General features: G+C 36.8%; 19 protein-coding genes. All 19 read left to right on the top strand.

Annotated elements, in window-relative coordinates:
- Window positions 1–3: 3 nt before the first annotated feature.
- On the top strand, window positions 4–1,020 hold the full coding sequence (rseP, locus tag E7L28_RS02625; protein ID WP_008600853.1) for an RIP metalloprotease RseP: 1,017 nt from the start codon (window positions 4–6) through the stop codon (window positions 1,018–1,020).
- Between the two features lie 18 nt (window positions 1,021–1,038).
- Window positions 1,039–2,124 (top strand): flavodoxin-dependent (E)-4-hydroxy-3-methylbut-2-enyl-diphosphate synthase, encoded by a 1,086-nt coding sequence (gene ispG / locus E7L28_RS02620; RefSeq protein ID WP_278621941.1) that lies wholly within the window; start codon window positions 1,039–1,041, stop codon window positions 2,122–2,124.
- Entirely contained in the window at window positions 2,118–3,836 is a 1,719-nt protein-coding gene (locus E7L28_RS02615; protein WP_278451620.1) for a proline--tRNA ligase, read from the top strand. Before ispG ends, E7L28_RS02615 begins: the two co-directional genes overlap by 7 nt.
- Window positions 3,837–3,952: 116 nt before the next feature.
- A complete protein-coding gene (locus tag E7L28_RS02610; RefSeq protein WP_316603740.1) occupies window positions 3,953–4,780 on the top strand; it encodes a PHP domain-containing protein in 828 nt (275 codons plus the stop codon).
- Window positions 4,781–4,795: 15 nt separating this feature from the next.
- Complete coding sequence (locus E7L28_RS02605) at window positions 4,796–5,671, top strand: Asp23/Gls24 family envelope stress response protein (RefSeq protein WP_004695710.1); 876 nt, start codon at window positions 4,796–4,798, stop codon at window positions 5,669–5,671.
- 8 nt (window positions 5,672–5,679) lie between these two features.
- Window positions 5,680–6,993 carry a tRNA (N6-isopentenyl adenosine(37)-C2)-methylthiotransferase MiaB gene (gene miaB, locus E7L28_RS02600; RefSeq protein ID WP_316603739.1) on the top strand — a complete coding sequence of 438 codons (1,314 nt, stop codon included), beginning with the start codon at window positions 5,680–5,682 and terminating at the stop codon, window positions 6,991–6,993.
- 229 nt (window positions 6,994–7,222) lie between these two features.
- A complete protein-coding gene (locus E7L28_RS02595; RefSeq protein ID WP_012864322.1) occupies window positions 7,223–8,023 on the top strand; it encodes a class I SAM-dependent methyltransferase in 801 nt (266 codons plus the stop codon).
- Window positions 8,024–8,049: 26 nt separating this feature from the next.
- Window positions 8,050–10,683, top strand: coding sequence for a DNA mismatch repair protein MutS (gene mutS / locus E7L28_RS02590; RefSeq protein WP_316692374.1), 2,634 nt, complete (start codon window positions 8,050–8,052; stop codon window positions 10,681–10,683).
- Window positions 10,683–12,728 (top strand): DNA mismatch repair endonuclease MutL, encoded by a 2,046-nt coding sequence (gene mutL, locus E7L28_RS02585; protein ID WP_012864324.1) that lies wholly within the window; start codon window positions 10,683–10,685, stop codon window positions 12,726–12,728. Before mutS ends, mutL begins: the two co-directional genes overlap by 1 nt.
- 1 nt (window position 12,729) lies before the next feature.
- A complete protein-coding gene (locus E7L28_RS02580) occupies window positions 12,730–13,542 on the top strand; it encodes a class I SAM-dependent methyltransferase (protein ID WP_316692319.1) in 813 nt (270 codons plus the stop codon).
- The gene (gene miaA / locus E7L28_RS02575) at window positions 13,539–14,468 is read left to right on the top strand and encodes a tRNA (adenosine(37)-N6)-dimethylallyltransferase MiaA (protein ID WP_012864326.1); all 930 of its coding nucleotides are present in this window, start codon (window positions 13,539–13,541) and stop codon (window positions 14,466–14,468) included. The genes E7L28_RS02580 and miaA overlap by 4 nt, the downstream gene beginning before the upstream one ends.
- Window positions 14,465–15,703, top strand: coding sequence for a methionine gamma-lyase family protein (locus E7L28_RS02570; protein ID WP_316711421.1), 1,239 nt, complete (start codon window positions 14,465–14,467; stop codon window positions 15,701–15,703). Before miaA ends, E7L28_RS02570 begins: the two co-directional genes overlap by 4 nt.
- Window positions 15,704–15,901: 198 nt before the next feature.
- Window positions 15,902–16,963 (top strand): tRNA 2-thiouridine(34) synthase MnmA, encoded by a 1,062-nt coding sequence (mnmA, locus tag E7L28_RS02565; protein WP_004695727.1) that lies wholly within the window; start codon window positions 15,902–15,904, stop codon window positions 16,961–16,963.
- A gap of 38 nt (window positions 16,964–17,001) precedes the next feature.
- Window positions 17,002–18,801: a translation elongation factor 4 gene (gene lepA / locus E7L28_RS02560; protein ID WP_227036947.1), complete on the top strand. Its 1,800-nt coding sequence runs from the start codon at window positions 17,002–17,004 to the stop codon at window positions 18,799–18,801.
- Window positions 18,802–18,805: 4 nt separating this feature from the next.
- The gene (gene hemW, locus E7L28_RS02555; RefSeq protein ID WP_008600870.1) at window positions 18,806–19,990 is read left to right on the top strand and encodes a radical SAM family heme chaperone HemW; all 1,185 of its coding nucleotides are present in this window, start codon (window positions 18,806–18,808) and stop codon (window positions 19,988–19,990) included.
- Window positions 19,991–20,071: 81 nt separating this feature from the next.
- On the top strand, window positions 20,072–20,674 hold the full coding sequence (locus tag E7L28_RS02550) for a nitrite/sulfite reductase domain-containing protein (RefSeq protein ID WP_004697060.1): 603 nt from the start codon (window positions 20,072–20,074) through the stop codon (window positions 20,672–20,674).
- A 407-nt stretch (window positions 20,675–21,081) separates the two neighbouring features.
- Window positions 21,082–22,110: a heat-inducible transcriptional repressor HrcA gene (gene hrcA / locus E7L28_RS02545; RefSeq protein WP_316603734.1), complete on the top strand. Its 1,029-nt coding sequence runs from the start codon at window positions 21,082–21,084 to the stop codon at window positions 22,108–22,110.
- Window positions 22,110–22,655, top strand: a complete 546-nt coding sequence (grpE, locus tag E7L28_RS02540; protein ID WP_004696996.1) for a nucleotide exchange factor GrpE — start codon at window positions 22,110–22,112, stop codon at window positions 22,653–22,655. The genes hrcA and grpE overlap by 1 nt, the downstream gene beginning before the upstream one ends.
- A 27-nt stretch (window positions 22,656–22,682) precedes the next feature.
- Complete coding sequence (gene dnaK, locus E7L28_RS02535) at window positions 22,683–24,524, top strand: molecular chaperone DnaK (RefSeq protein WP_316603733.1); 1,842 nt, start codon at window positions 22,683–22,685, stop codon at window positions 24,522–24,524.
- The last annotated feature ends 15 nt before the right edge of the window (window positions 24,525–24,539 follow it).

The raw sequence follows: 24,539 nt of genomic DNA, 5'->3' as shown, positions 1-24,539 counted from the left end.
TATATGATTACGGCATTAGCCACAATATTTGTATTTGGTTTAATCGTGTTTATTCATGAATTAGGCCATTTTATTACAGCTAAGATGTCAGGTATGCAAGTTGATGAATTTGCTATAGGTTTTGGTCCAGCCATATTTAAAGTACAAAAAGGGGAAACTTTATATTCTATTCGTATAATTCCTCTTGGAGGATTTAATCGTATTGCTGGTATGACACCTGACGAGCCTCTTAATGAGCGCTCCTTTTATAATAAACCTGCGTGGAAAAAATTTATTGTTATTTCTGCAGGGGCTGTATTTAACTTTATATTAGCCATTGTACTTTTCTTTGGCCTAAATGTGACTGTAGGAAATCTTACATATACAAATGAACCTGTAATTGGTAACATTATTGCGGGTAGTTCTGCAGAACAGGCTCATTTAGAAGCTAACGATAGAATTATTACGATTGATGGTAAAAAAATTAGTACTTGGGATGATATTCGTCCTAGCTTACAAGGCACAGCAAACCATGGTGTAACTGTTGTTGTAGAGCGTGAAGGACAAACTATAGAGACTACGGTAATACCTAAAATGGAACAAGATAGTCCTAAGATTGGCATCTACCCTAGCTTTACTCGTGAAACTTATAGTATTGGTGAATCTTTGAGCCTTGCTGTTAGTCGGACGGGGCAAACTATTGTTGCTATGGTCAGTGGGATTTACGATATGATTCGTGGCACACAAGCAGCCGAATTATCTGGTCCAGTAGGAATTTCCCAAATGGCAGGTACTATTGCACAATCAGGATTTGCACCACTATTAAGTTTTGCTGCATTCCTTAGTATTAACTTAGGGGTTATTAATCTTTTACCATTACCTGTTTTAGATGGTGGTCACTTGATTATTATCTTGGCGGAAGCTATAACAGGCCGTAGATTACCTGCTAAAGCTCTTATGTATATACAAATGGTTGGGGTTGCCTTAATGGTAGCATTATTCTTATATGTAACAACGCAGGATATTTTCCGTTTACTATAAGACAGATGGGAGATTACAATGATTGTACGTAAACCAACAAATGGTATCTATGTAGGTACAGTTAAAATCGGCGATTATGCACCGGTAAGTATTCAATCTATGATTACTACGGATCCAGTACATACAGAGAAGGCAATTGCAGAAATTAATCATTTAGCAGAGGCTGGTTGTGAACTGGTTCGTGTTGCCGTTCCTACAATGGCATCTGCAAAGGCTTTAAAAGCTGTTAGAGCGGGCATTTCAATTCCTTTGATCGCCGATATTCACTTTGATTATAGATTAGCTTTAGAAGCTATTGAAAATAATGTTGATGGATTGCGTATTAATCCAGGAAATATTGGTGGTGAAGATAAGGTTTTAGCCGTTATTGAAAAGGCAAAACCTAAACAAATCCCAATTCGCATTGGTGTTAATGCAGGCTCTTTACCAAAGCATATTCTCGATGCTCATGGAGGACATCCTACAGCGGATGGTATGGTTGAAACAGCTTTAGAACACGTAAGAATTTTAGAAAAACTCGATTATCGTCAAATGAAATTATCTATTAAAGCAACAGAAGTACCTCTAATGGTGGAAGCATATCGTAAGTTATCTGATAAGATTCCTTATCCGTTACATTTAGGTGTAACAGAAGCTGGTACTATTAAACAAGGCACTATTAAATCTGCTATGGGGATTGGTGCATTATTGCTCGATGGCATTGGTGATACATTACGGGTATCCTTAACTGGAGATCCAATTCACGAAATTGAAGTAGGTAGAAGTATTTTAAGTAGTTTAGGATTAAGAAATTTTGGGGCCACTATGATATCTTGTCCTACATGTGGCCGTTGCCAAGTAAATTTATTTGATATGGCTGGTATTGTAGAAGAACGTCTAGCAGCCATAAAAGCGCCAATTAAGGTTGCCGTTATGGGGTGTGTTGTAAATGGTCCAGGGGAAGCGCGTGAGGCCGACTTTGGTATTGCTGGTGGTGATGGTCAAGGTATTATTTTCCGTAAAGGGAAAGTTATTAAGACTGTACCAGAAGCCGAATTAGTAGATACATTGTTTAGAGAAATTGACCAATATTTAGAAAATTTAGATGAGGAGTCTTTATGTTAGCCACTAAATTATATGCACCTACATTGCGTGAGGTTCCATCTGACGCTGATGTAGTAAGCCAACAGCTTATGCTTCGCGCTGGTTTTATGCGTAAAACTGCAAATGGTTTATATAGTTTTTTACCATTAGGTTGGAGAAGTATCAAAAAGATTGAAGCTATTGTACGTGAAGAAATGGATCGTGCTAGTGCTCAAGAAATTATGATGCCAATTTTACAGCCTGCAGAAATTTGGAAAGAGTCTGGCCGTTGGAACGCATATGGCGCAGAAATGATGCGTATCAATGATCGTCATGATAATGAATTCTGTCTAGGACCAACACATGAAGAGATGATTACAACCCTCGTTAAAAATGAGATTAACTCATATCGTCAATTACCAGTCAACTTATATCAAATTCAAAGTAAATTCCGTGATGAGCGTCGTCCACGTTATGGCTTGATGCGTAGCCGAGAATTCATTATGAAAGATGCTTATTCTTTTGATGTAGATGAAGCCGGTTTAGATGAATCCTATAAATCTATGTACGATGCATATACACGTATTTTTACACGTTGTGGTCTTACATTCCGCCCAGTAGAGGCTGATAGTGGTGCAATAGGTGGTAGTGGTACGCATGAGTTCATGGCCATTGCCGAAGCTGGTGAGGCTGATATCGTATATTGTACCAAGTGTGATTATGCAGCTAACATTGAAATCGGCAAGCCTGGTATCATGAAGCAAGACGAAGAAGTTCTTCAAGAGTTATCTGTTGTGGATACACCAAATGCAAGTTCTATTGAAGCTGTGGCAGACATGTTAAATTTACCATTACATAAAACTATTAAAGCGGTAGTATTTTCTATTGATGGTAAAGTGGTATTAGCCATTGTTCGTGGTGACCATGAAGTAAATGAAGTCGCTGTACAACATGCCGTTCTTGGCTCTGTAGAGCCTGAGATGGCTACCCCTGAAGAATTAGAAAAAGTAGGTTTAACAGCTGGTTTCATCAGTCCTATTGGTTTAAAACAAACAGAAGAATTTGCTATTGTTGTTGATGAATCTGTTATGGAAACTTACAATGTTTGTGGTGGCGCTAATAAAAAAGATGCTCACTACGTTAATATTAATCCAAAACGGGACTTTAATGTAGAAGACATTATTGTTGCTCCAATTCGTTTGATCACGAAGGACGATGTGTGTCCTAAATGTGGTGGTGCTTTAGAACATGCTAAAGGCATCGAAGTAGGTCAAGTATTTAAATTGGGTACAAAATATTCTGAAGCATTACAAGCTACATTCTTAGATCAAAATGGTCGTCCTAATCCAATGATTATGGGGTGCTATGGTATCGGTGTATCTCGTACACTAGCTGCTGCTATTGAGCAATATCACGATGAAAATGGTATTATTTGGCCACGTTCTATCGCTCCTTTTGAAGCAGTTATTGTTCCAATTAATGCAAAAGACGAAGCATTAATGTCTACTAGTCAAACTATTTATACTGCATTACAAAATGCTGGTGTAGATGTATTGTTAGATGATCGTAAAGATCGTGCAGGTGTTAAGTTCAAAGATGCTGATTTGATTGGTTATCCACTTCGCATTACAGTAAGTAAAAATACTCTTGAGAATAACGAAGTAGAGATTCAAATCCGCAAGTCTGGAGAAGCTCTTCCATGTGCTATTGATTCTGTAGCTGATAAAGTAACAGAATTGCTTCAAAACTTATAATAGAATTGCGATTCTAGTGAATGTTCATTAGGGTCGCAATTTTTCTTTCTAAACTTGAATTAATAGATTAAATAAGTCATAATTAAATGATAGAATATTTGGAATGGAGGTGCTATATGCTTGTAGATTTTCATATGCATTCCATCTTTTCAGATGGTGTTGAAACACCTAAAGATCTATTGCAACATGCCATAGACTGTAATGTATCTATGATGGCTTTAACCGATCATGATGAAATAGACGGTATTCAAGCATTGCGTGTTGCTCAAAAAGAGTTAGATCCTAATGATTCTATTAAAATCGTAAATGGCTGTGAATTTAGTGCTGATTATAAAGATAAGTCAATTCATATTTTAGGATATTGTTTTGATGAAAATAATAAAGATTTAATCGATTTTATTACGTTTTTTAAAGGAAAACGTGAAGAACGTATCGATGAAATTATCCGTCGTTGTAACAATGAAGGATATTATATTACAAAAGAAGAGCTCATTAAACAATTTCCTGATACTAAAGCTTATGGTCGCCCACATATTGGTAAACTTTTAATTGATGGTGGTTATGCCAAGGATATTAATGATGTATTTAAAGGTATTCTTCGAAAAGATAGTCCTTGCTATGTTCCTAAGGTAAAAGTAGAGGTTCCTTATATTATTGATATTATACATAAAGCTGGAGGACTTGCTGTTATGGCTCATCCTAAATTGGTTACCAGTGATGAATATGTGTTGGAAATGTTAAATTATGATTTTGATGGTATGGAGGTATATCACTCAAAGCATAATGATGATGATGTGGAGCGATATAAAGAATTCGCTAAAAAGCATAAGCTATTTATTACTGGTGGTTCTGATTACCATGGTATTGTAGGCAAGAAACCTGATAGATTTGGTGATTACTTAGTATCTGGTAAGGATGTATCAGAATTTATTAGTTTGTTATAAATGACGAGGTAGGCTATGGAAGTCGTTGCATTTGTAGGTAGTAGTGGCACAGGTAAAAGTCATCGTGCCCTCGTAGTTGCTCATGAAAATAAAATTGAATGTATCATCGATGATGGTATTTTGATTCATGATAATAAAATTGTAGCTGGCTTTTCTGCAAAAAAAGAGTCTAGTCGTTTAAAAGCTGTTCGTCGTGCTATTTTTCAAGACGAAGTACAAGTTAAATCCGTACGAGAACAATTAGATAAGATTAAACCTAATAAGCTTATGATTATCGGCACTTCTGATAATATGGTTAAGAAGATTACTAAAGCTTTAGGCTTACAAGAACCTGATCGATATATTCGTATAGAAGATGTTGCAACACCTAAGGAAATTGAAAAGGCACAACATGCACGTCTTAAAGAGGGTAAACATATAATTCCTGTGCCGACTATGGAATTAAAGCCACACTTTAGGGGGTATTTGATTGATCCAATCAAAACCATGTGGCGCCGCAGGACTTTGAAAAAACAAGATCAAGATACCTTAGGTCAAATTGGTTCTGAAGGATTTGAACGTTCTGTTGTACGGCCTGCTTTTAGCTATTATGGTCGACTCACTTTTGACGATGAAGTAATTATTAAATTGATTAGAAATGGGTTAAAAAAAGTAGCTGGTGTCGATGAGACCAGTATAATTTCTTTTAAAAAAAGCGACAAAGGTCAAAACGGTCTTGTTGTTGATATGGCTGTAGTTATTGAACATGGATATCCTGTTAAACCGTTGATGCAACAGGTACAAAAATCTGTTCGCAATGAAATTGAATATATTACCGGCATGTCTATTGAACGCATGTCCATTAAAGTTAAGAATATTATTGAAACAAAACGTAAGATTGTTAAAGTGTAGGAGTTAGAATGAAGTCTTATTATATTTACACCTATGGTTGTCAAATGAATACCGCCGACTCTGAGCGATTATCGCATCAGCTTGAATCTGTTGGGTATATACCAACAGAGAATGTTGAAACTGCAGATTTAATTCTGCTAAATACTTGTGCAGTGCGTGAAAATGCAGAAACTAAAGTTTATGGGCGTATAGGTGAGCTAAAAAGACTAAAACGTAATAATAAAAACTTGATTATCGCCGTCACAGGATGTATGGCTCAAAAAAATCAAGCAGAAATGTTTAAACGAGCTCCTCATATTGATATTGTATTAGGCACTCATAATATTCAACATATTAACGAGATGATTGAAGAAGTACAACATGGACATACGCATCAAATCAGCGTAGATATGGATAACACTGTATTACCTGAATTAGAGGCAAAACCAAATGGCTCTTTTTATGCATGGGTACCTATTATGAATGGCTGTAATAAATTTTGCACCTATTGTATTGTTCCCCATGTACGTGGTAGAGAGATTAGCCGACCTGTAGAGGCCATTGTTAAAGAGGTTACAGACCTAGGGGTTAAAGGATTTAAAGAGATCACTTTATTGGGGCAAAATGTAAACTCTTATGGCCTAGATTTTAAAGATGGTACAGATTTTGGTACATTAGTTGATGCTCTTGATGGTATTCCTGGTATAGAACGTATTCGCTATATGACAAGTCATCCTCAAGATATGAGTAAGTCTATGATTGATGCTCTTGGTAGGTCATCCAATATTGTGACGCATTTACATTTACCTATTCAATCTGGTTCCAATCGTATTTTAAAGAAAATGAATCGTCATTACACGGTAGAGCATTATAAAGAATTGCTTTCTTATTGCCGTGAAAAAATGAAAGATGTGGTGGTGACTACGGATATCATCGTAGGTTTCCCAGGAGAAACTGAGGAAGATTTTCAAGCTACATTACAATTATTAAAAGATGTGCGTTATGACATGGCGTATACGTTCATTTACTCTAAGCGATCTGGAACGCCAGCAGCAACTATGGATGATCAAATTCCAGAAGAGATTAAGCGCGTTCGCTTACAAACATTGATGGATGTACAAAATGAAATCTCTTATGAATTAAATAAACCTATGGAAGGACAAGTATTTGATATTATTGTAGAGGGACCAAGTCCTCGTGATGAAGATATGTGGTTCGGTCGTACATCTGGTAATAAAATGGTTTTATTCCCTAAGGATGACTCCCTATCAATTGGTCAAACTGTACCAGCTCATATCGATAAAGCTCAAACATGGGTTTGTTATGGTAGTATTTTAAAATAAACTATTAGAATCAAAAAAGAACTCGTCACTATTATGTTAACTCTAAGGTTAGATTTTTTATCTAAAATTAGTTTGCTAAACATGTGGTGGCGATGTTCTTTTTTACCATAGATGCTGATTAGAAATCATATGTGTTATAATAATAGAATAATATAAAAGTTGTATTTTGAAGACATTCATAGGTATGAACACCATTTACATTTTGTATTTTTACAAAGAAGGTGTAACTATGAAACTTGATTTAAACGCTGTAGGCGAAACGGCATTATTGACACTATATGCGAGAGCGAAAGATTACGAGTCTGAACAATCCGTTTTGAAGGATAAAAAATCCTTGGAGATTATAAATCAGATTGAGTATGATTTTGATCAATTTAAAGATGTTAAGATGTCCTATTATGGCATTTTAGGACGGGCTAAAGTTATCGATAATGAGATACGAAAGTTTATATCTCTTTATCCAGATTGTATCGTCGTATCATTAGGTGCCGGTTTAGATACTATGTTTTATCGAGTCGACAACGGTTATATTGATTGGTATAATATCGATTTTGCCGGAGTGATTGAGGCACGTTCACAATTTTTTGAGCCTCATGAACGAGTACATAACGTAGTGAGCTCTATAACTGATGAATTGTGGACTAAAAATATTGAGATAAATGGCCGAAAACTATTGCTTGTTAGTGAAGGGGTAGTTATGTATCTTACACTGGATGAAATGAAGCAATTCTTAGGCTTACTGACTGATTCTTTTGAAGAATTTACCTTATATCTTGATATGATTTCTCCTTACGTGGCAAAACGTAGTAAACAACATGATATGCTCAGTAAAATGGATGTTACTTTTCAATGGGGAACTAAGGATGGTCATGAAATTGTAATTATGAATCCTAAACTTAAACAAACTGGACTGATTAATTTTACAAGAAGTATGTTGTCCTTAGCGCCTATTGTTTATAAATTGTTGTATCCGTTCATATATTTGTTCAATAACCGCATGGGTATATACGAATATAAGCGGAATCTGTGATATGACTCATAATATATGAGGTGAATATGAGTAAAAAGCAAACACCTATGATGGAGCAGTATTTAGATATTAAATCTAGATACTCTGAAGAATTACTGTTCTTTCGCTTAGGTGATTTTTATGAATTATTTAATGATGATGCTTTAGTTGCATCTCGTGAACTTAATATTACCTTAACAGGTCGACCTACAGGAGATGAGGAACGCACACCGATGTGTGGCGTTCCTTTTCATGCTGCTGAAAGCTACATTGAAACGCTCGTTAAAAAGGGGTATAAGGTTGCTATTTGTGAGCAATTAGAGGATCCAAAAGCGGTAAAGGGCATCGTTAAGCGCGATGTTATAAAAGTCATTACACCGGGGACGGTGATGACGGAGAATGGCAACGATGCGCGGTCAAATAACTTTTTATCATTATTTTATATGGTAAAAGATGCGTGGATTCTTGTGTTTTCCGATGTATCTACAGGCGAAGTTATTTGGCATCGCATTACAAATTGTGAAAAACGCAGTGATATGTACGATGCACTTAGCATGTATCGACCAAGTGAAATCATATTGCCTGAAGGAACGATATTACCGCAAGATATTCGAGATTTTATTGAAAACCAATTTAGTAATGTCGTATTTTCTCCTTTTTCTACCTACTATACACAGCGTGAAGTATCTGAAAAAGCTGTCACTCATTTTGGTGATTTAGGCCTTATGGAAGAGGACGTATGGGAAGCTTTAGGTTATATGCTTTTATATTTAGAAGATATAATTAAGTCTGAAATTTCTCATATCAACTATGTACATCAATTAAGTGTAGGTAATCGCCTCATTCTTGATACATCTTCTTTGCGTCACCTTGAAATTACTCACAATTTACGTGATGGTGGTCAAAAAGGTACTTTACTTGATGTGCTAGATCGTACGTTGACACCAATGGGGGCACGCCTTTTAAAACAATGGCTTGAAAGCCCGTTAACTGATGTAAATCAAATTCAACGTCGCCAAGCGGCCGTGGCAGAACTCATTACACGCGGTGCTGAACGCTCTCATATTCAAAGCTTTTTAGATTGTATTTACGATTTTGAACGTATCGTTGGCCGTGTTGAAACTGGATCTGTATCTCCAAGAGATTTAACAGCTCTTCGTGAGTCATTAGCAGTTTTACCGGATATTAAGAATGTATTAAGTACATGTTCAAGTCTAGCTTTAACGTCGATTAATGAACGCATTCATGATCATAAAGATATTTATGACTTATTATGTCGTGCTATTGCAGAGCAACCAGCGTTGACATTAAAAGATGGTCGAGTTATTAAAGATGGCTTTAATGCTGATTTAGATGAGCTACGTTCTTTAGCGACTAATAGCGAGCAATGGCTCGCCAAGATGGAAGCGGATATTAAAGAAGCTACAGGGCTTTCAAAAATTAAGACTGGTTATAATAAAGTGTTTGGTTACTATTTTGAAGTATCACATAGTAAATCAGAACAAGTGCCAGATTATTTTATTCGAAAACAAACCTTGGCCAATGCTGAACGTTATATTACACCTGAGTTGAAAGAGTTTGAAATTAAAATTCTCAGTGCAAAAGATAAAATCATTGCGTTGGAGCACGAACTATATCAACAATTGCGTAATGATATTAAGCTCGTTATCAAAGCGGTACAAGAAACGGCTCGAGCTCTTGCAGACCTTGATGTATTATGCTCATTAGCATTAGTTGGATACGAAGAAAACTATATTTGTCCAACTATTGTAATGAATGGTCAAATCAATATTCGCGATGGTCGTCATCCTGTTATTGAAAAGTTCTTAAAACGTGAGGTATTCGTACCAAATGATATCGTTTTAAATCATGATGAAGAAGAATTTTTACTCATTACAGGCCCTAATATGGCAGGCAAGTCTACTTATATGCGTCAAGCGGCTATTTTAATGATTATGGCACAGATTGGTTCCTTTATTCCCGCTCGTGAGGCATCTATCTCACCTGTGGATCGTATTTTTACACGTGTCGGTGCTAGCGACGATATTTCTACTGGCCAAAGTACATTCATGGTGGAAATGAAAGAGGTAGCTTATATCTTAGAGAATGCTACTCACAATAGCTTGATTATTCTTGATGAAATTGGTCGGGGTACGAGTACCTTTGATGGTTTGAGTATCGCGCAAGCCGTAGTGGAACATATTTGTAAGCATATTCATAGCAAGACTTTATTTGCAACGCACTACCATGAATTAATTTGCTTAGAAGAAAGCTATAGTAAATTAAAAAATTATACCGTTGCAGTTAAAGAAAAAGGGAAGGATGTTGCTTTCTTGCGCCGCATCATTAAAGGTGGTGCAGATCGCAGTTATGGTATCCATGTTGCTAGACTTGCGGGCCTACCTAACTCTGTATTAAAACGAGCTGAAGTGATTTTGGAATCGTTGGAAGATCAAAGTCACGATGTAAGTGATTTAAATAATCGAGTTATGGGGGCTCAACTTACTAATGTAGCAAAAACAGCTGTTAAGCAAGTTAGTGATTCCCCACTAGGCAATTTATTTACACATTCCGTAGTAGATAGCTTATTGGAAGTCGATGTAATGAGTATGACTCCAATTGAAGCATTAAATAAATTATATGAACTACAAGAGGAGGCTCGTAAAGGAGGTGGGAAATAATGGCAACCATTCACGTATTGGATGAAACTACAATCAATAAGATAGCTGCCGGTGAAGTCGTTGAACGTCCCGCATCAGTTATTAAAGAGCTCATAGAAAACTCTATTGATGCGTCTGCCACTAATATTGAGGTTGAAATTGGTGAAGGCGGTGTGGCCTATATGCGGATTACTGATAATGGTATCGGTATGACGGAGGAAGATGCTCGCTTGGCGATTCTACGTCATGCAACCTCTAAAATTCAACAAGTAGAGGACCTCTTTGATATTGCGTCCCTAGGCTTCCGTGGGGAGGCCTTGGCTAGTATTGCCTCTGTATCTCATTTCTCTTTGATTACTCGTAAAGCAGACTCTGATTTGGGGACTCGTATTACTGTTGATGGCGGCATTTTTACCGATTGCATTCCTTATGGTGCGGCACCTGGTACAACTATCGAAATTAAAGATTTATTTTATAATACGCCGGCTCGTCGTAAATTTTTAAAGACGGAGCGTACAGAAGCCTCTAAAATTCAAGATATTGTAGGGAAATTAGCTCTAAGTAATCCACATATTTCTTTTAAGCTTATCATCGATGATCGGGTAGCTATTATTACACCAGGAAATGGCGATATTAGTGATACTGTAGCTGCACTATATGGATATAAAACTAAAGATGATATTTTTACTGTTGCCTATGAAAGTGATTCTATCTATATCGATGGCGTAGTGAGTAAGCCTACACTTCTTAAAAGTACAAGGATATGGCAGACCATTATCGTCAATAATCGAGTGATTTCTGATAAAACCATAATGAAGGCTATCGATAATGCATACCATGCACTATTACCGAAAAATGGTCATCCTTTGGTGGTACTAAATATTACTGTGCCTGCGAGAATGGTTGATATAAACGTACACCCTCGCAAGAGTGAAGTTAAATTCTCAGATGATAAGATTATATTTAAAGCCGTATATCACGGTATCTTAAATGCTTTAAATAATCCACTCCATGAGAGATACGAACGAGAGTCATCATCTTATATGACTGGTACAGTTGATAATATATCCGATAAATATGGTAATGATATTGCTAGTAATAGTGATAGTAATATTAAGAATTTTAGTTCTAATAGTACATCCTTAGCCGGTAATACTACTTATGATTCTTATCAAACACCTACTGTTGTACACGATTCGATGCAGTCTGCTGAACATATAGCAACAGCTATAGATTATGATAAGGTTTTTGGTGGACGCCGTACAAAAGGCTATGAAGTCATGCGCGGTGAAACTTCGCAGTTTGTGGAAAACCTTAAAACTAAGGGGTATACACCACCTGCACCTAAGGCTACTTATGAACAATCCTCTTTTGTAGATGAAAGTTTTGAAGCTGTTCCTACTGCATACACTAGTTATACTACGGAAGATGTAGAGAAGTTTAAATCCTTGTCTCATGATATTCGTAACGAAGAGGTAGAAGAGCGTACAATTCATAACTCGGGCTTTTTACCAATGGGGCAAGTTGCATCTTGTTATATATTAGCAAAAAAAGGTGATGATCTATATATCATAGACCAACATGCGGCGCATGAGCGTGTGCGTTATGATAAGTTGTGTAAGTCTTCTGAATCGATTCCTATGCAATCTATTTTGGTTCCTCAATATAATGAGGCCACAGATGATGAAATGAATTTAGTAGAGGAAGAACGAGAAATATTACTTGATCTTGGTTTCGATGTAGAGCTGGGTGGTCCTACTAAGATAAAATTAGTAGGAGCTCCTGTAGATTTGGTAGAGTCAAAAGCTTTTGAAATTCTCCAATATGTATTCTCTTACTTACATGATCATCAACAGCCTACTAAGGCTCAATTACGACATGAAATGTTAGCCTATGCGTCTTGCAGAGGGGCAATCAAGGCAGGTCATAATTTAAATATGTATCAAATGACTACTTTAATTGAGGACTTATTTAGTACCGAAAAACCATATGTATGTCCTCATGGTCGTCCTACGATAATCAAATTTACACCTGATGAATTAGGTAAATTATTCTTACGGTCTTAACATGAATATATTAACTACAGCCCAAAAATCTAATGAGGCCATTCAAGAGGAAGCCAAAGTGTTGGCTTCCTCTATGCATATGACTTATATAAAAAGAGGAAAATTATCTATACCAGCATTATTTGACGCACATCTATGTGATTACATTGCGGTTCTTTCTGGTAATGGCCTAACCATTCATTTTCCCAATAATCAACAGCATAGTTTTCATTTATCCATGGCTCAATTACGTATACTACGTTTGCAACGTGGAGAAGGAGATTATTTAATTAATGCTGTTCAGACAATACTAAGTACTAATGAAATAACTGATAAAAAAGAATTTTCGTTTCTTGATTGTACAATTGGTCTTGGCAGTGACAGTATCGTGGTGAGCTATGCTTTTCCTCAGGCTAAAATAAAAGGCCTAGAAGGTTCTTTACCTATATGGCTTGCCACATCTTATGGTTTAGCTCATTATTCGCATAATGTGAAAAGCGTGACGGACGCATTACGTCGTATTGAGGTAAGTTATGATACCTTTGAAAATTATGTACCTAATCTACCAGATGAAAGTGTAGATATTATTTATTTTGACCCTATGTTTGAGGTCCCTGTAGAGGATAGTCCTCAATTTAAACCACTCCGTGGACATACTGTGGAAAGTCATATTGATGATAAAATTATGGAGGAAGCTATGCGTGTTGCCTCTTATGGTGTTATCATTAAAGAACGACCATTTAGTTCTGTCTTTCAGAAATATCCACCTCATAAATGGGTAGGAGGAAAATATAGCCGCATAGGCTATGGTGTATATATGAAGGAGTTATTGTGAATCCTTTAATTACCATCGTTGGACCTACTGCGGTAGGCAAAACAGATCTTACCTTGGACCTAGCAGAACAGCTGCATGCTGAGGTTATTTCTGGTGATGCTTATCAGGTTTATAAACAACTTAATATTGGTACCGCTAAACCATCGGTGGATGAACTTAATCGGGTGAAACATCATCTCATCGATATACTGGAACCAAATGATTCATATTCGGTATCTATTTTTCAAGATCAAGCTAAAGAAATAATTGCAAGATTAAAAGATAGAAATATTCTTCCTATTCTGTCTGGTGGTACAGGCCTGTATGTCCAATCATTATTGGAGAACTACAACTTTAATGATGTTAAACCTGACGAATATTTGCGAGCAGAACTCGATGAGCTCTATAGTACAAAAGGTATTGAAGGCTTACGAAACTATGCTTTCACATTAGGTAAAGAGCATAATATAGAGATACAATATAGCGATAAACATCGTTTGTATCGAGCTATTGAGATATTGCATCATGGTGATGTAGATTCGTTGCGAAATCAGACAAAAAATGGTGTATCCTATAAAGGACCTGTTATCGGTCTCATAAGAGATCGTGATAAATTATATGAACGTATTAATTTACGCGTTGATATGATGTTTGATGCAGGTTTGATTGAAGAGGTGGAACAACTCATAAAATCTGGAGTGAATCCAGATTGCCAAGCTTTTAAAGGTATTGGCTATAAAGAGGTTGTAGACTATATAAATGGCAATATAACATTAGATGAGTGTCGTGACTTAATTAAGAAGAATACACGTCATTTTGCTAAGCGCCAAATTACATGGTATAAACGTATGCCATATATAGAATGGATACATATTGATAGCAATACATCTAAAGATTTTATATTTAATAAAGCTATGGATTTAATCCGTAGAGAAGGAATAGCATGACATTAGAAGAAATACGCAGTAAAGCCCTTGAAATGGCTGAACCTGAATTCAAAAAGTTTGAACCTATTGCATTGGAAAATACAAAAAAGGTATTAGAAGCATTTAAAGAGTGCCAAGTATCTGATTATCATTTTACGGGCACAACTGGTTATGGTTATAACGATGTAGGCCGTGAGAAATTAGATGAAGTATTTGCCTATGTATTTAAAGGTGAAAAGGCTATTGTACGGCCGCACTTTGTTTCTGGTACACATGCATTAGCAACGACGTTAATTTCTTTGATGGGCAATGGTTCTAAAGGTACTGAATTTATTTATGCTGTTGGGGCTCCTTACGATACGATGCAATCTGTTATCGGTTCATCTCGTGAAGTGCGTGGTTCTTTAGTAAAAAAAGGCTTTACCTATACTGAGGTACCATTGAAAGATAATACTTATGATGTTGAGGCTATTGCTAACGCTGTTAACGATAATACGCGGGTAGTAGTCATTCAACGGTCTCGAGGCTATAGCACACGTGAACCTTTATCTATTGCAGATATTAAGGTTATTGTAGATGCTGTAAAAGCTAAAAATTCTAAAACGATTTGTTTCGTAGATAATTGTTACGGTGAATTTACAGAGCTGCAAGAACCATTAGAAGCTGGTGCTGACATTATGGCTGGCTCTCTCATTAAAAATGCAGGTGGCGGTTTAGCACCAACTGGTGGTTATATTGTTGGTAGAGAAAACCTTGTAGAGGATGCAGCATATCAATTGACAGCTCCTGGACTTGGCGATCATATGGGTTCATATGCTCCTGGTTATCGCTTGTTCTTCCAAGGTTTATTTATGGCACCTCACGTAGTATTACAAGCTCTTAAAGGTGCTGTATATACGGCTGCTGTAGGTGAGTTACTAGGCTATGATGTATTCCCTAAGGTAAATGCTGATCGCTATGATTTGATTCAAGCCATTAATCTGAAAAATGGGGAAGAAATGGAGCATTTCTGTGTAGGTATGCAAGCCTATTCTCCTGTAGATGCTCATGTACATCCTATTCCTGGGGATATGCCTGGGTACGAAGATAAAATCATCATGGCTGGTGGTACCTTTGTACAAGGTTCCTCTATTGAACTCAGTGCCGATGGTCCTGTACGTCCACCGTATACAATTTTCATGCAGGGTGGCCTAGTGTTTGAACATTCCATGCTTGGTATTTTAGGAGCTGCTGAAGAACTATTAAAACATAGATAATATTTAGAATCTCTTTCTTTTGTGAAAGGGATTCTTTTTATTTCAAATCTTTTCAATATACCTATTTCTAGGCTATAATATAAGTTGCTATAATTTTATAGCAATACTACTCGGACTTTTACACCGAACTAGTGTTTTACACGTCAGGCTTTCACCCTGATTAGTTTTATGATCAAGAGATCATTAAAAGGAGAAAGTATGGAAAAAGTTATCGCTGTAGCTATGAGTGGCGGCGTAGACAGTTCTTTAACTGCTGCAATGCTATTAAAACAAGGCTATAAAGTATTTGGTATTACCCTATGGTTATGGGTGAGTGGTACGCCCTATGATGAGGTGCCTCTTGCCGTAACTGATGCTAAGAAGATGTGTGATTTTCTTGGTATCGAGCATCATGTTATCGATGCTCGTGATGTATTCTACGAAAACGTAGTAGATTACTTTGTAAAAGAATATGCCTATGGTCGTACGCCAAATCCTTGTGTATTTTGTAACAAGAACATCAAGTTTGACTTGATGCTCAATCGTGCTCTTGAATTAGGTGCCACACATATGGTAACTGGTCATTATGCACAAGTAAATTACAATGAAGAAACAGGTCTATATGAGTTACATAAAGGTGTTGATCCTACAAAAGACCAAAGTTATGTTATGTACAATATGAACCAACGTATTTTGAGTCATCTTATGTTCCCATTAGGTGGTCAATGTAAGACTGAAACACGTAAATTAGCTGCTGAATATGATTTGCCAGTCGCTAAAAAACCAGATAGCGTAGATATTTGTTTCTTGCCTCATGGGAACTATCAAAAGCTTGTGGTAGAAGAAATGAAGGGTAAGCCAGAGTCTGGTAATATCGTTACCGAAGATGGTGAGGTATTAGGTAAGCACAACGGCTTATTTAATTATACGATTGGTCAACGTAAAGGCCTTGGTATTGCTTATAAACACCCTTTATATGTTATTGGATTTAATGGGGATCGTAATGAGGTCATCGTGGGTCCTAACGAACGTCTCTTTACAAATCGTATGATTTGTAAGTTCTATAACTTCTTAGATGATACAATTCATAAGGAATTGAAGGCAGAAGGCAAAATTCGCTATGCAGCTAACCCTTCTCCTTGCACAGCACGTATTTTAGATGACGATACAATGGAGGTTATTTTTGAAGAACCACAACGGGCTATTACCCCAGGTCAATCTGTAGCCTTTTATAATGGCACTCAATTATTGGGAGGTGCTGTTATCGATCGCGTATGTTAGAAAGGAGAATGCAAGTTCTTTGAACTTGTTCACATAGTATGTCAACGAAAAAGATTCGAAACTTCTGTATTATAGCCCATATTGACCATGGTAAATCAACCATTGCCGATAGATTAATTGAATATACTGGCACATTACAAAAACGTGAAATGGAGGCTCAAGTTTTGGACTCCATGGACCTTGAACGTGAACGAGGCATTACTATTAAAGCACAATCTGTTCGCATTTTGTACAAAGCTCAAGACGGTGAAGAATACACTTTGAATCTCATCGATACTCCGGGCCATGTCGATTTCAGCTATGAAGTATCTCGTTCTCTTGCAGCCTGTGAAGGGGCATTACTTGTTGTTGATGCTGCTCAAGGTGTGGAAGCACAAACGTTGGCAAATGTATATCTCGCTTTAGAACATGATCTTGAAATCATTCCTGTTATTAACAAGATTGATTTGCCGTCAGCAGATCCTGATCGTGTTAAACAAGAAATTGAAGATATTATTGGTTTAGACGCATCTGATTCTATATTATGCTCTGCCAAATCAGGTATCGGTATTCCTGATATTTTAGAAGCTATTGTAAATAAAGTTCCTGCACCACCAGATAAATCTGATGAGCCAACAAGAGCCTTGATTTTTGATAGCCGTTTTGATGCGTACAAAGGTGCTATTGCCTATGTCCGTGTAAAAGAAGGGTCCATAAAAGCAAAAGATACAATTCGCATGATGCATGATAAAAAGGACTTTGATGTTACAGAACTCGGTATTTTTACTCCAAATCTTGTACCTGTGCAAGAATTACCATGTGGCTCAGTAGGTTGTATTGCAGCTAGCATCAAAAATGTAAAAGATTGCCATGTAGGCGATACTGTAACATTAGCTAATAATCCTGCATCAGAACCATTGCCTGGTTATCGTAAGGCTGTATCTATGGTGTACTGTGGCCTTTACCCAACAGAGTCTAAAGATTATGAAAACCTTCGGGATGCATTAGAAAAGTTACAGCTTAATGATGCTGCCTTAGAATATGAAGCAGAAACATCATTGGCATTGGGCTTTGGTTTCCGTTGTGGGTTTCTCGGTCTTTTGCATATGGACGTAATTCAAGAACGTTTAGAACGTGAATATAACTTGACGCTTATTACGACGGCTCCATCGGTAAATTACAAAGTGTACAAAACAAATGGGGAAATGCTCGAAGTCGATAATCCAGCTAAATTACCACCTCCAACAGAAATTGATTACATTGAAGAGCCTTATGTAAAGGCGACTACAATTGTACCTAAAGATTTTGTTGGTACTATCATGGAATTATCTCAAGATAAACGCGGTGAATATCAATCTATGGAATATTTGGATGAAACACGCGTATCTGTCGTTTATCACTTGCCATTGAGTGAAATCATTTATGATTACTTTGATAAATTAAAATCTGCTACAAAGGGGTATGCATCTCTTGACTACGAATTGATTGGATATAAACAATCTCCAATGGTTAAGATGGATATTCTCTTAAATGGTGATCCTGTAGATGCATTGTCCATTATTGTACACAAGGACCGTGCAGCTACACGTGGACGTGCATTAGCTGAGAAATTGAAAGAATTGATTCCTCGTCAAATGTTTGAAATTCCAATTCAAGCGGCGGTAGGTACAAAAATTGTGGCTCGTGAAACTGTAAAAGCTTGGCGTAAGGACGTTTTGGCAAAATGTTACGGTGGTGATATTTCTCGTAAGCGTAAATTACTTGAAAAACAAAAAGCCGGTAAGAAACGCATGAAGTCCGTCGGTTCCGTAGAGATCCCGCAAGAAGCATTCATGGCGATTCTCAAGGTTGAGGACTAATAAAATGAAAACAGATTCTGATATTCTGAATCTGTCTACACTGAGGGATATGGGGTTGTATGTCCATATCCCTTTTTGTAAACAGAAATGTATGTATTGTGATTTTCCTGCTTATCAAAATTTACAAGATTATTACGAAACCTATGTATATGCTTTAGTTCAAGAAATTGATTTATGGGTCTCTGAACATCCAGAGTCTACATCTAAAGCTATTGATACAATTTATTTTGGTGGAGGTACGCCTACAGAATTATCGATTCAACAACTACAGATGATTCTTGATAAAATTAAAAATACTTTTACAATTACTGACGATTGTCATATGACTATTGAATCGAATCCTGGGGAAGTAAATTTACATTATTTAACGAAATTAGTTAAACTTGGTTTTAATCGTATTAGCTTTGGTGTTCAAACATTTGACGATAAGTTGCTTACCATGCTTCATCGTAGTCACAACGGAGAACAGGCAAAACAAGCCGTTTATGATGCTAAAGAGGCGGGCTTTACTGATATCAATATTGATTTGATTTATGGTTTGCCACGACAAACATTAGAGGATATTCAATATAATTTAGATATTGTAAAAGACTTACCGATTAATCATATTTCAACGTATGGACTTCAAGTTGAGGTAGGAACGTATCTATATCATTTAGTACAAAAGAACCTTATTTCTATTCCTAGTGAAACCATTGATGAATCCATGTATGACATGATGATGGACGGATTAAAAGCTTTAGGCTTTGAACGATATGAGATTTCAAATTTCGCCAAGACTAATTCCTATAGCCGTCATAATTTAAAATATTGGCACTATGTAGATTATTTAGGCTTTGGTGCTGGTGCTCATTCCTTCTATGACGGAGTACGCCGTAGTAATAATCGTAATGTAATGCCCTATATACAATCCGTTGACAGATATATTATGCCTACTATTGATACGGAGACGATTACTTTAGAGCGAGCTCAAGAGGATTTTTGCTTTTTAGCTCTTCGCACTAAATGGGGCCTTGATGAGCGAAAATTTGAAGATAAATTTGGCGTATCTGTCCATAATTTATTTGGTACTACTTTAGAGGATTTAGTTAGTAAGGATCTATTAGAATATCAAAGTGGAAGTTATCATTTAACCGCTGAAGGTGCCAAGCATGGAAACTATGTATTTAGTCAATTTATTCGTGAGTAATTTCTCACAGTTTCTCAAAATCTAATATGTTAGTATAAATAGGATGATGATGAATAAGCATGCTAGATTTGAGGAGGAACGATGAAGACATCTGTAATATTACACGGTTTACATAATGAATTTACTTTAGATCAAATGAAAGCATGCATAGAACTTGCTGAAAAATATGGCGGATCCTTTCGTCATGTTGTAACAGGTATACAAATTACAGGTATTGAAAAAGATGATAAGGAACAGCTAATTTCTGAATTGCCTGATGGCGTGACAACTGTTATTCATAGAGGTGTTAATTCCTTAATTGCCTGTGTAGGTAAAGGCCATTGTAAAAATGGACAAATGGAAACTAAAGAATTGGCTGATTATGTAGAGAGAAAACACTACGGCCGAAAAACATCTCATAAGTGCAAGATTGGCATCAGTGGATGTGGACGTAACTGCCCTGATGCGATGGTGAAAGATATTGCTTTTATTGGTACATCGCAAGGTTTTATGTTGGCTGTTGGCGGTAATACAGGCATGAGACCAGAAGCAGGAAAAATTTTAGCAAGAAAACTAACTATTGAGCAATCTAAAAAAGCTGTAGACATTTTGATTGATTGGTATGCGGAACATGGGGAACCTCGTGAACGTATGGGACAATTGTTAGAACGACTTGGTAATCCATTAGAAGGTGTAGAACTATAAATTATTATATTTCTAGTACTTATTGATTTATGATTTTAGTCTGTAAATAGTTAGGGCCCAAAAAGTATTCTAACTAAGAGTCCATTAACAATAGAATTACAATAAAATTATTACAAATATAAACACTTATACTATTTCAGGTTTTAATAATAGAAATTTTATTAGACCAACATATTCTAATCTTTAAATTTTGGGATATGTCATAAATGTAGATAGTATAAGTGTTTTTTTATTTTTGTACTTTGATTTTTTGACCAATTAATTAAAAATATTGAATTGTCTTTTTGACTAAATAGATATTATTTGACTTTTTAAGGATTTTTCTGCTTGACATTTTTTTTGAATATGATAATATTATACATGCGATTAGCACTCAAAGTTTATGAGTGCTAACAAGAGGTGTCATTATGGATGAAAGAAAACAGCGCATCTTGCGAGCCATAATTGAAGACTATGTTAAGTCCGCAGAACCTGTAGGATCTCGAACGATTGCTAAAAATTATGATCTTGGCATTAGTCCTGCTACGGTGCGGAACGAAATGTCCGATTTAGAGGAATTAGGCTATTTAGAGCAACCTCATACATCGGCTGGACGTATTCCTTCAGCTAAGGGCTATCGCTTATATGTTGATTCTATGCTGAGTCGACAACCTGTTCCATTACAGGATGCTGAAAAAATTGAAATGTTATGGAAACGTTCCAATGGATCAACGAGTGAACTCTTTCTCAATATGGCTAAACTACTTTCAGAGGTAAGTCATAGCATGAGTTTATTCTTAGCACCAGCCCATGATAGAGCATTAATCAAATACATTCATGTATTACCGCTAGATAGTCATCAAGCCATTATGGTAGTTATTACTGAAACAGGAGCACTCGATAATGAATTGATGTACTTTGGTGAAAGCGTTTCACCAGAGCTTTTACAGAGTCTAGCCATACAATTTAGCAATGCACTACAGAATGTAAGTATTGGTCATGTAACGGCTGAGGCTTTAGGATCTATATTGGTCCATATGGAAGGACCACAGGGAATTTTATTAATCCTTTCGGAGACATTATTACGAGCTATTAATAAACGTAAGTTGTTCTATTCGGTAGGTACCACAGAGTTGTTAAATCAACCAGAGTTTAAGTCTGTTGAGAAGGTACAACCCTTGCTTTCCTTAGTGGAAGAACAAAATCAATTAGGACAGCTATTAAAAGATGATTCTCCAACACCTGTTAAGGTCAAGATTGGTATTGAGAATGAAACTGAAGCGCTACATTCAGTGAGTGTGGTACAAGCTGATTTTACGAATCAAGATCAGCCTATTGGAACTCTTGCTATTCTTGGTCCAACGCGGATGGAATACGGACGTATCATCGGCATGTTGTCCCATATGAAACATATAATGGAAACTATGGTAAAAGAACAAAACAGAAAGGGCATATAATGGCTGAAGAACAAGACATTAAACAAGAAACAGTGGAGGAAACAGAGGATACTACGAATGTAGAGGAACCAACTGTTGAAAAAACTGAAGAAGCTGTGGCTGATGCTGCTCAAGTATTAGAAGAACTTAAAGCCGACTTTGATAATCGCTATAAACGGTTACAAGCGGACTTTGAAAACTTCAAACGACGTACTAATCAGGAAAAAGAGCAACTTGCAGGATATGTAAAAGGGGATGTATTAACAGACCTTCTTCCTGTCTTGGATAACTTTGAACGGGCTGTTCAAAGTCCTGCAGAGGGGGAAGCAAAAGTATTCCTCGATGGATTCATTATGATTCATCAAAATTTGATGGCTATGTTATCTAAACATGGTTTAGCGGTTATTGAGGCTGTGGGGCAACCATTTGATCCAAATTTCCATCAAGCGATTATGCGTGTACCGTCAGATGAATATGAATCCGATACGGTGTGTGAAGTATTGCAAACTGGCTATACTGTTGATGGTCGTTGTATACGTCCAGCAATGGTAAAAGTTGTTGAATAGATTATAAAGTTTTAGGAGGTATATATTATGGCAAAGGTAATTGGTATTGATTTAGGGACAACAAACTCTTGTGTTGCTGTTATGGAAGGCGGCGAACCTACGGTTATTACAAATCAAGAAGGTGCACGTACAACTCCTTCCGTTGTTGGGTTCGCAAAAAATGGAGAACGTTTAGTTGGTCAATTGGCTAAACGTCAAGCTGTATCCAACCCAGAAAATACAATCATTTCTATTAAACGTCACATGGGTACAGACTACAAAGTAACTGTAGAAGGTAAATCTTATACTCCTCAAGAAATTTCTGCAATGATTCTTCAAAAAATCAAAGCTGACGCAGAAGCTTACTTGGGCGAACCTGTAAAACAAGCTGTTATTACAGTTCCTGCATACTTTACAGATGCTCAACGTCAAGCTACAAAAGACGCTGGCGCTATTGCAGGTCTTGAAGTACTTCGTATCATCAACGAACCTACAGCAGCTGCTCTTGCATATGGTGTAGATAAAGATGAAGACGGTAAAGTTCTTGTATTTGACCTTGGTGGTGGTACATTCGACGTATCTATCCTTGAACTTGGTGATGGTGTATTTGAAGTATTAGCAACATCTGGTAATAACCACCTTGGTGGGGATGACTTCGACCAACGCATTATGAATTACCTTATTGAAGAGTTCAAAAAAGAAACTGGTATTGATTTATCCAATGATAAATTAGCTGATCAACGTTTAAAAGAAGCTGCTGAAAAAGCAAAAATTGAATTATCTGGCGTAGCTAGCACAAATATCAACTTACCATTTATTACAGCTGATGCTACAGGCCCTAAACACTTGGATGTAACATTAACTCGTGCTAAATTTGAAGAATTAACTGCTGACTTAGTACAAGCGACTATTGAACCTACTCGTAAAGCTATGAGCGATGCTGGTTTATCTGCATCCGATATCGATAAAGTATTGTTAGTTGGTGGTTCTAGCCGTATTCCAGCTGTACAAGAAGCAATTAAAAAAGTATTGGGTAAAGAACCAACTAAAAATGTTAACCCTGATGAATGTGTAGCTATTGGTGCTGCTATTCAAGGTGGCGTATTAGTAGGTGAAGTTAAAGACGTATTGTTACTTGACGTAACGCCATTGTCCCTTGGTATCGAAACAATGGGTGGCGTATTCACACGTATTATCGATCGTAACACTACAATCCCTACATCTAAATCTCAAGTATTCTCTACTGCAGCAGATAACCAACCATCTGTAGATATCCATGTATTACAAGGTGAACGTGAATTCGCAGCAGATAATAAAACATTGGGTCGTTTCAACTTGGATGGTATCCCTGCTGCTCCTCGTGGGGTTCCTCAAATCGAAGTAACATTCGACATCGATGCTAATGGTATCGTACATGTAAAAGCTAAAGATTTGGGGACTCAAAAAGAACAAAAAATTACCATTACTTCTTCTAGCGGCTTGAAAGAAGAAGAAATTGACCGCATGGTTAAAGAAGCTGAAGCTCATGCAGCAGAAGATAAAGCTAGAAAAGAAGAATTAGACATTAAAAATAATGCGGACTCCTTAGTATATCAAGCTGAGAAAGCATTGAAAGACCTTGAAGGTAAAGGCGATGCTGCTTTGATGAAAGAAGTAGAAGAAGCGAAAGATAAATTGAAAAAATCTATCGAAGCTGGCAATATCGAAGACATCAAAAAAGATAGTGAAGCTTTGGAACAACCATTACATAAATTAGCAGAACAAATGTATGCAGCAGCTCAACAAGCTCAACAAGCAGCTGGTGCTACAGATCAAGGTCAACAACAAACAAAATCTGATGACAATGTAGTTGATGCTGATTACACAGTAGTGGATGACGACAAGAAATAAGAAGGGTTGGTAACG

It is taken from the genome of Veillonella parvula, assembly GCF_032575955.1.
Lineage (GTDB): Bacteria > Bacillota > Negativicutes > Veillonellales > Veillonellaceae > Veillonella > Veillonella parvula_J.
Note: the sequence above shows the minus strand (reverse complement) of the source record. Positions and strands in the feature narration are given on the sequence as shown.

Bases quoted from the DNA above. Each gene is read 5' to 3' on its own strand.
- E7L28_RS02610 (WP_316603740.1), top strand. From the start codon at position 3,953: ATGCTTGTAGATTTTCATATGCATTCCATCTTTTCAGATGGTGTTGAA.
- E7L28_RS02595 (WP_012864322.1), top strand. From the start codon at position 7,223: ATGAAACTTGATTTAAACGCTGTAGGCGAAACGGCATTATTGACACTA.
- dnaK (WP_316603733.1), top strand. From the start codon at position 22,683: ATGGCAAAGGTAATTGGTATTGATTTAGGGACAACAAACTCTTGTGTT.
- E7L28_RS02615 (WP_278451620.1), top strand. From the start codon at position 2,118: ATGTTAGCCACTAAATTATATGCACCTACATTGCGTGAGGTTCCATCT.
- ispG (WP_278621941.1), top strand. From the start codon at position 1,039: ATGATTGTACGTAAACCAACAAATGGTATCTATGTAGGTACAGTTAAA.
- E7L28_RS02550 (WP_004697060.1), top strand. From the start codon at position 20,072: ATGAAGACATCTGTAATATTACACGGTTTACATAATGAATTTACTTTA.
- mutS (WP_316692374.1), top strand. From the start codon at position 8,050: ATGAGTAAAAAGCAAACACCTATGATGGAGCAGTATTTAGATATTAAA.
- mutL (WP_012864324.1), top strand. From the start codon at position 10,683: ATGGCAACCATTCACGTATTGGATGAAACTACAATCAATAAGATAGCT.
- rseP (WP_008600853.1), top strand. From the start codon at position 4: ATGATTACGGCATTAGCCACAATATTTGTATTTGGTTTAATCGTGTTT.
- E7L28_RS02605 (WP_004695710.1), top strand. From the start codon at position 4,796: ATGGAAGTCGTTGCATTTGTAGGTAGTAGTGGCACAGGTAAAAGTCAT.
- mnmA (WP_004695727.1), top strand. From the start codon at position 15,902: ATGGAAAAAGTTATCGCTGTAGCTATGAGTGGCGGCGTAGACAGTTCT.
- E7L28_RS02580 (WP_316692319.1), top strand. From the start codon at position 12,730: ATGAATATATTAACTACAGCCCAAAAATCTAATGAGGCCATTCAAGAG.
- grpE (WP_004696996.1), top strand. From the start codon at position 22,110: ATGGCTGAAGAACAAGACATTAAACAAGAAACAGTGGAGGAAACAGAG.
- hemW (WP_008600870.1), top strand. From the start codon at position 18,806: ATGAAAACAGATTCTGATATTCTGAATCTGTCTACACTGAGGGATATG.
- miaB (WP_316603739.1), top strand. From the start codon at position 5,680: ATGAAGTCTTATTATATTTACACCTATGGTTGTCAAATGAATACCGCC.
- lepA (WP_227036947.1), top strand. From the start codon at position 17,002: ATGTCAACGAAAAAGATTCGAAACTTCTGTATTATAGCCCATATTGAC.
- E7L28_RS02570 (WP_316711421.1), top strand. From the start codon at position 14,465: ATGACATTAGAAGAAATACGCAGTAAAGCCCTTGAAATGGCTGAACCT.
- hrcA (WP_316603734.1), top strand. From the start codon at position 21,082: ATGGATGAAAGAAAACAGCGCATCTTGCGAGCCATAATTGAAGACTAT.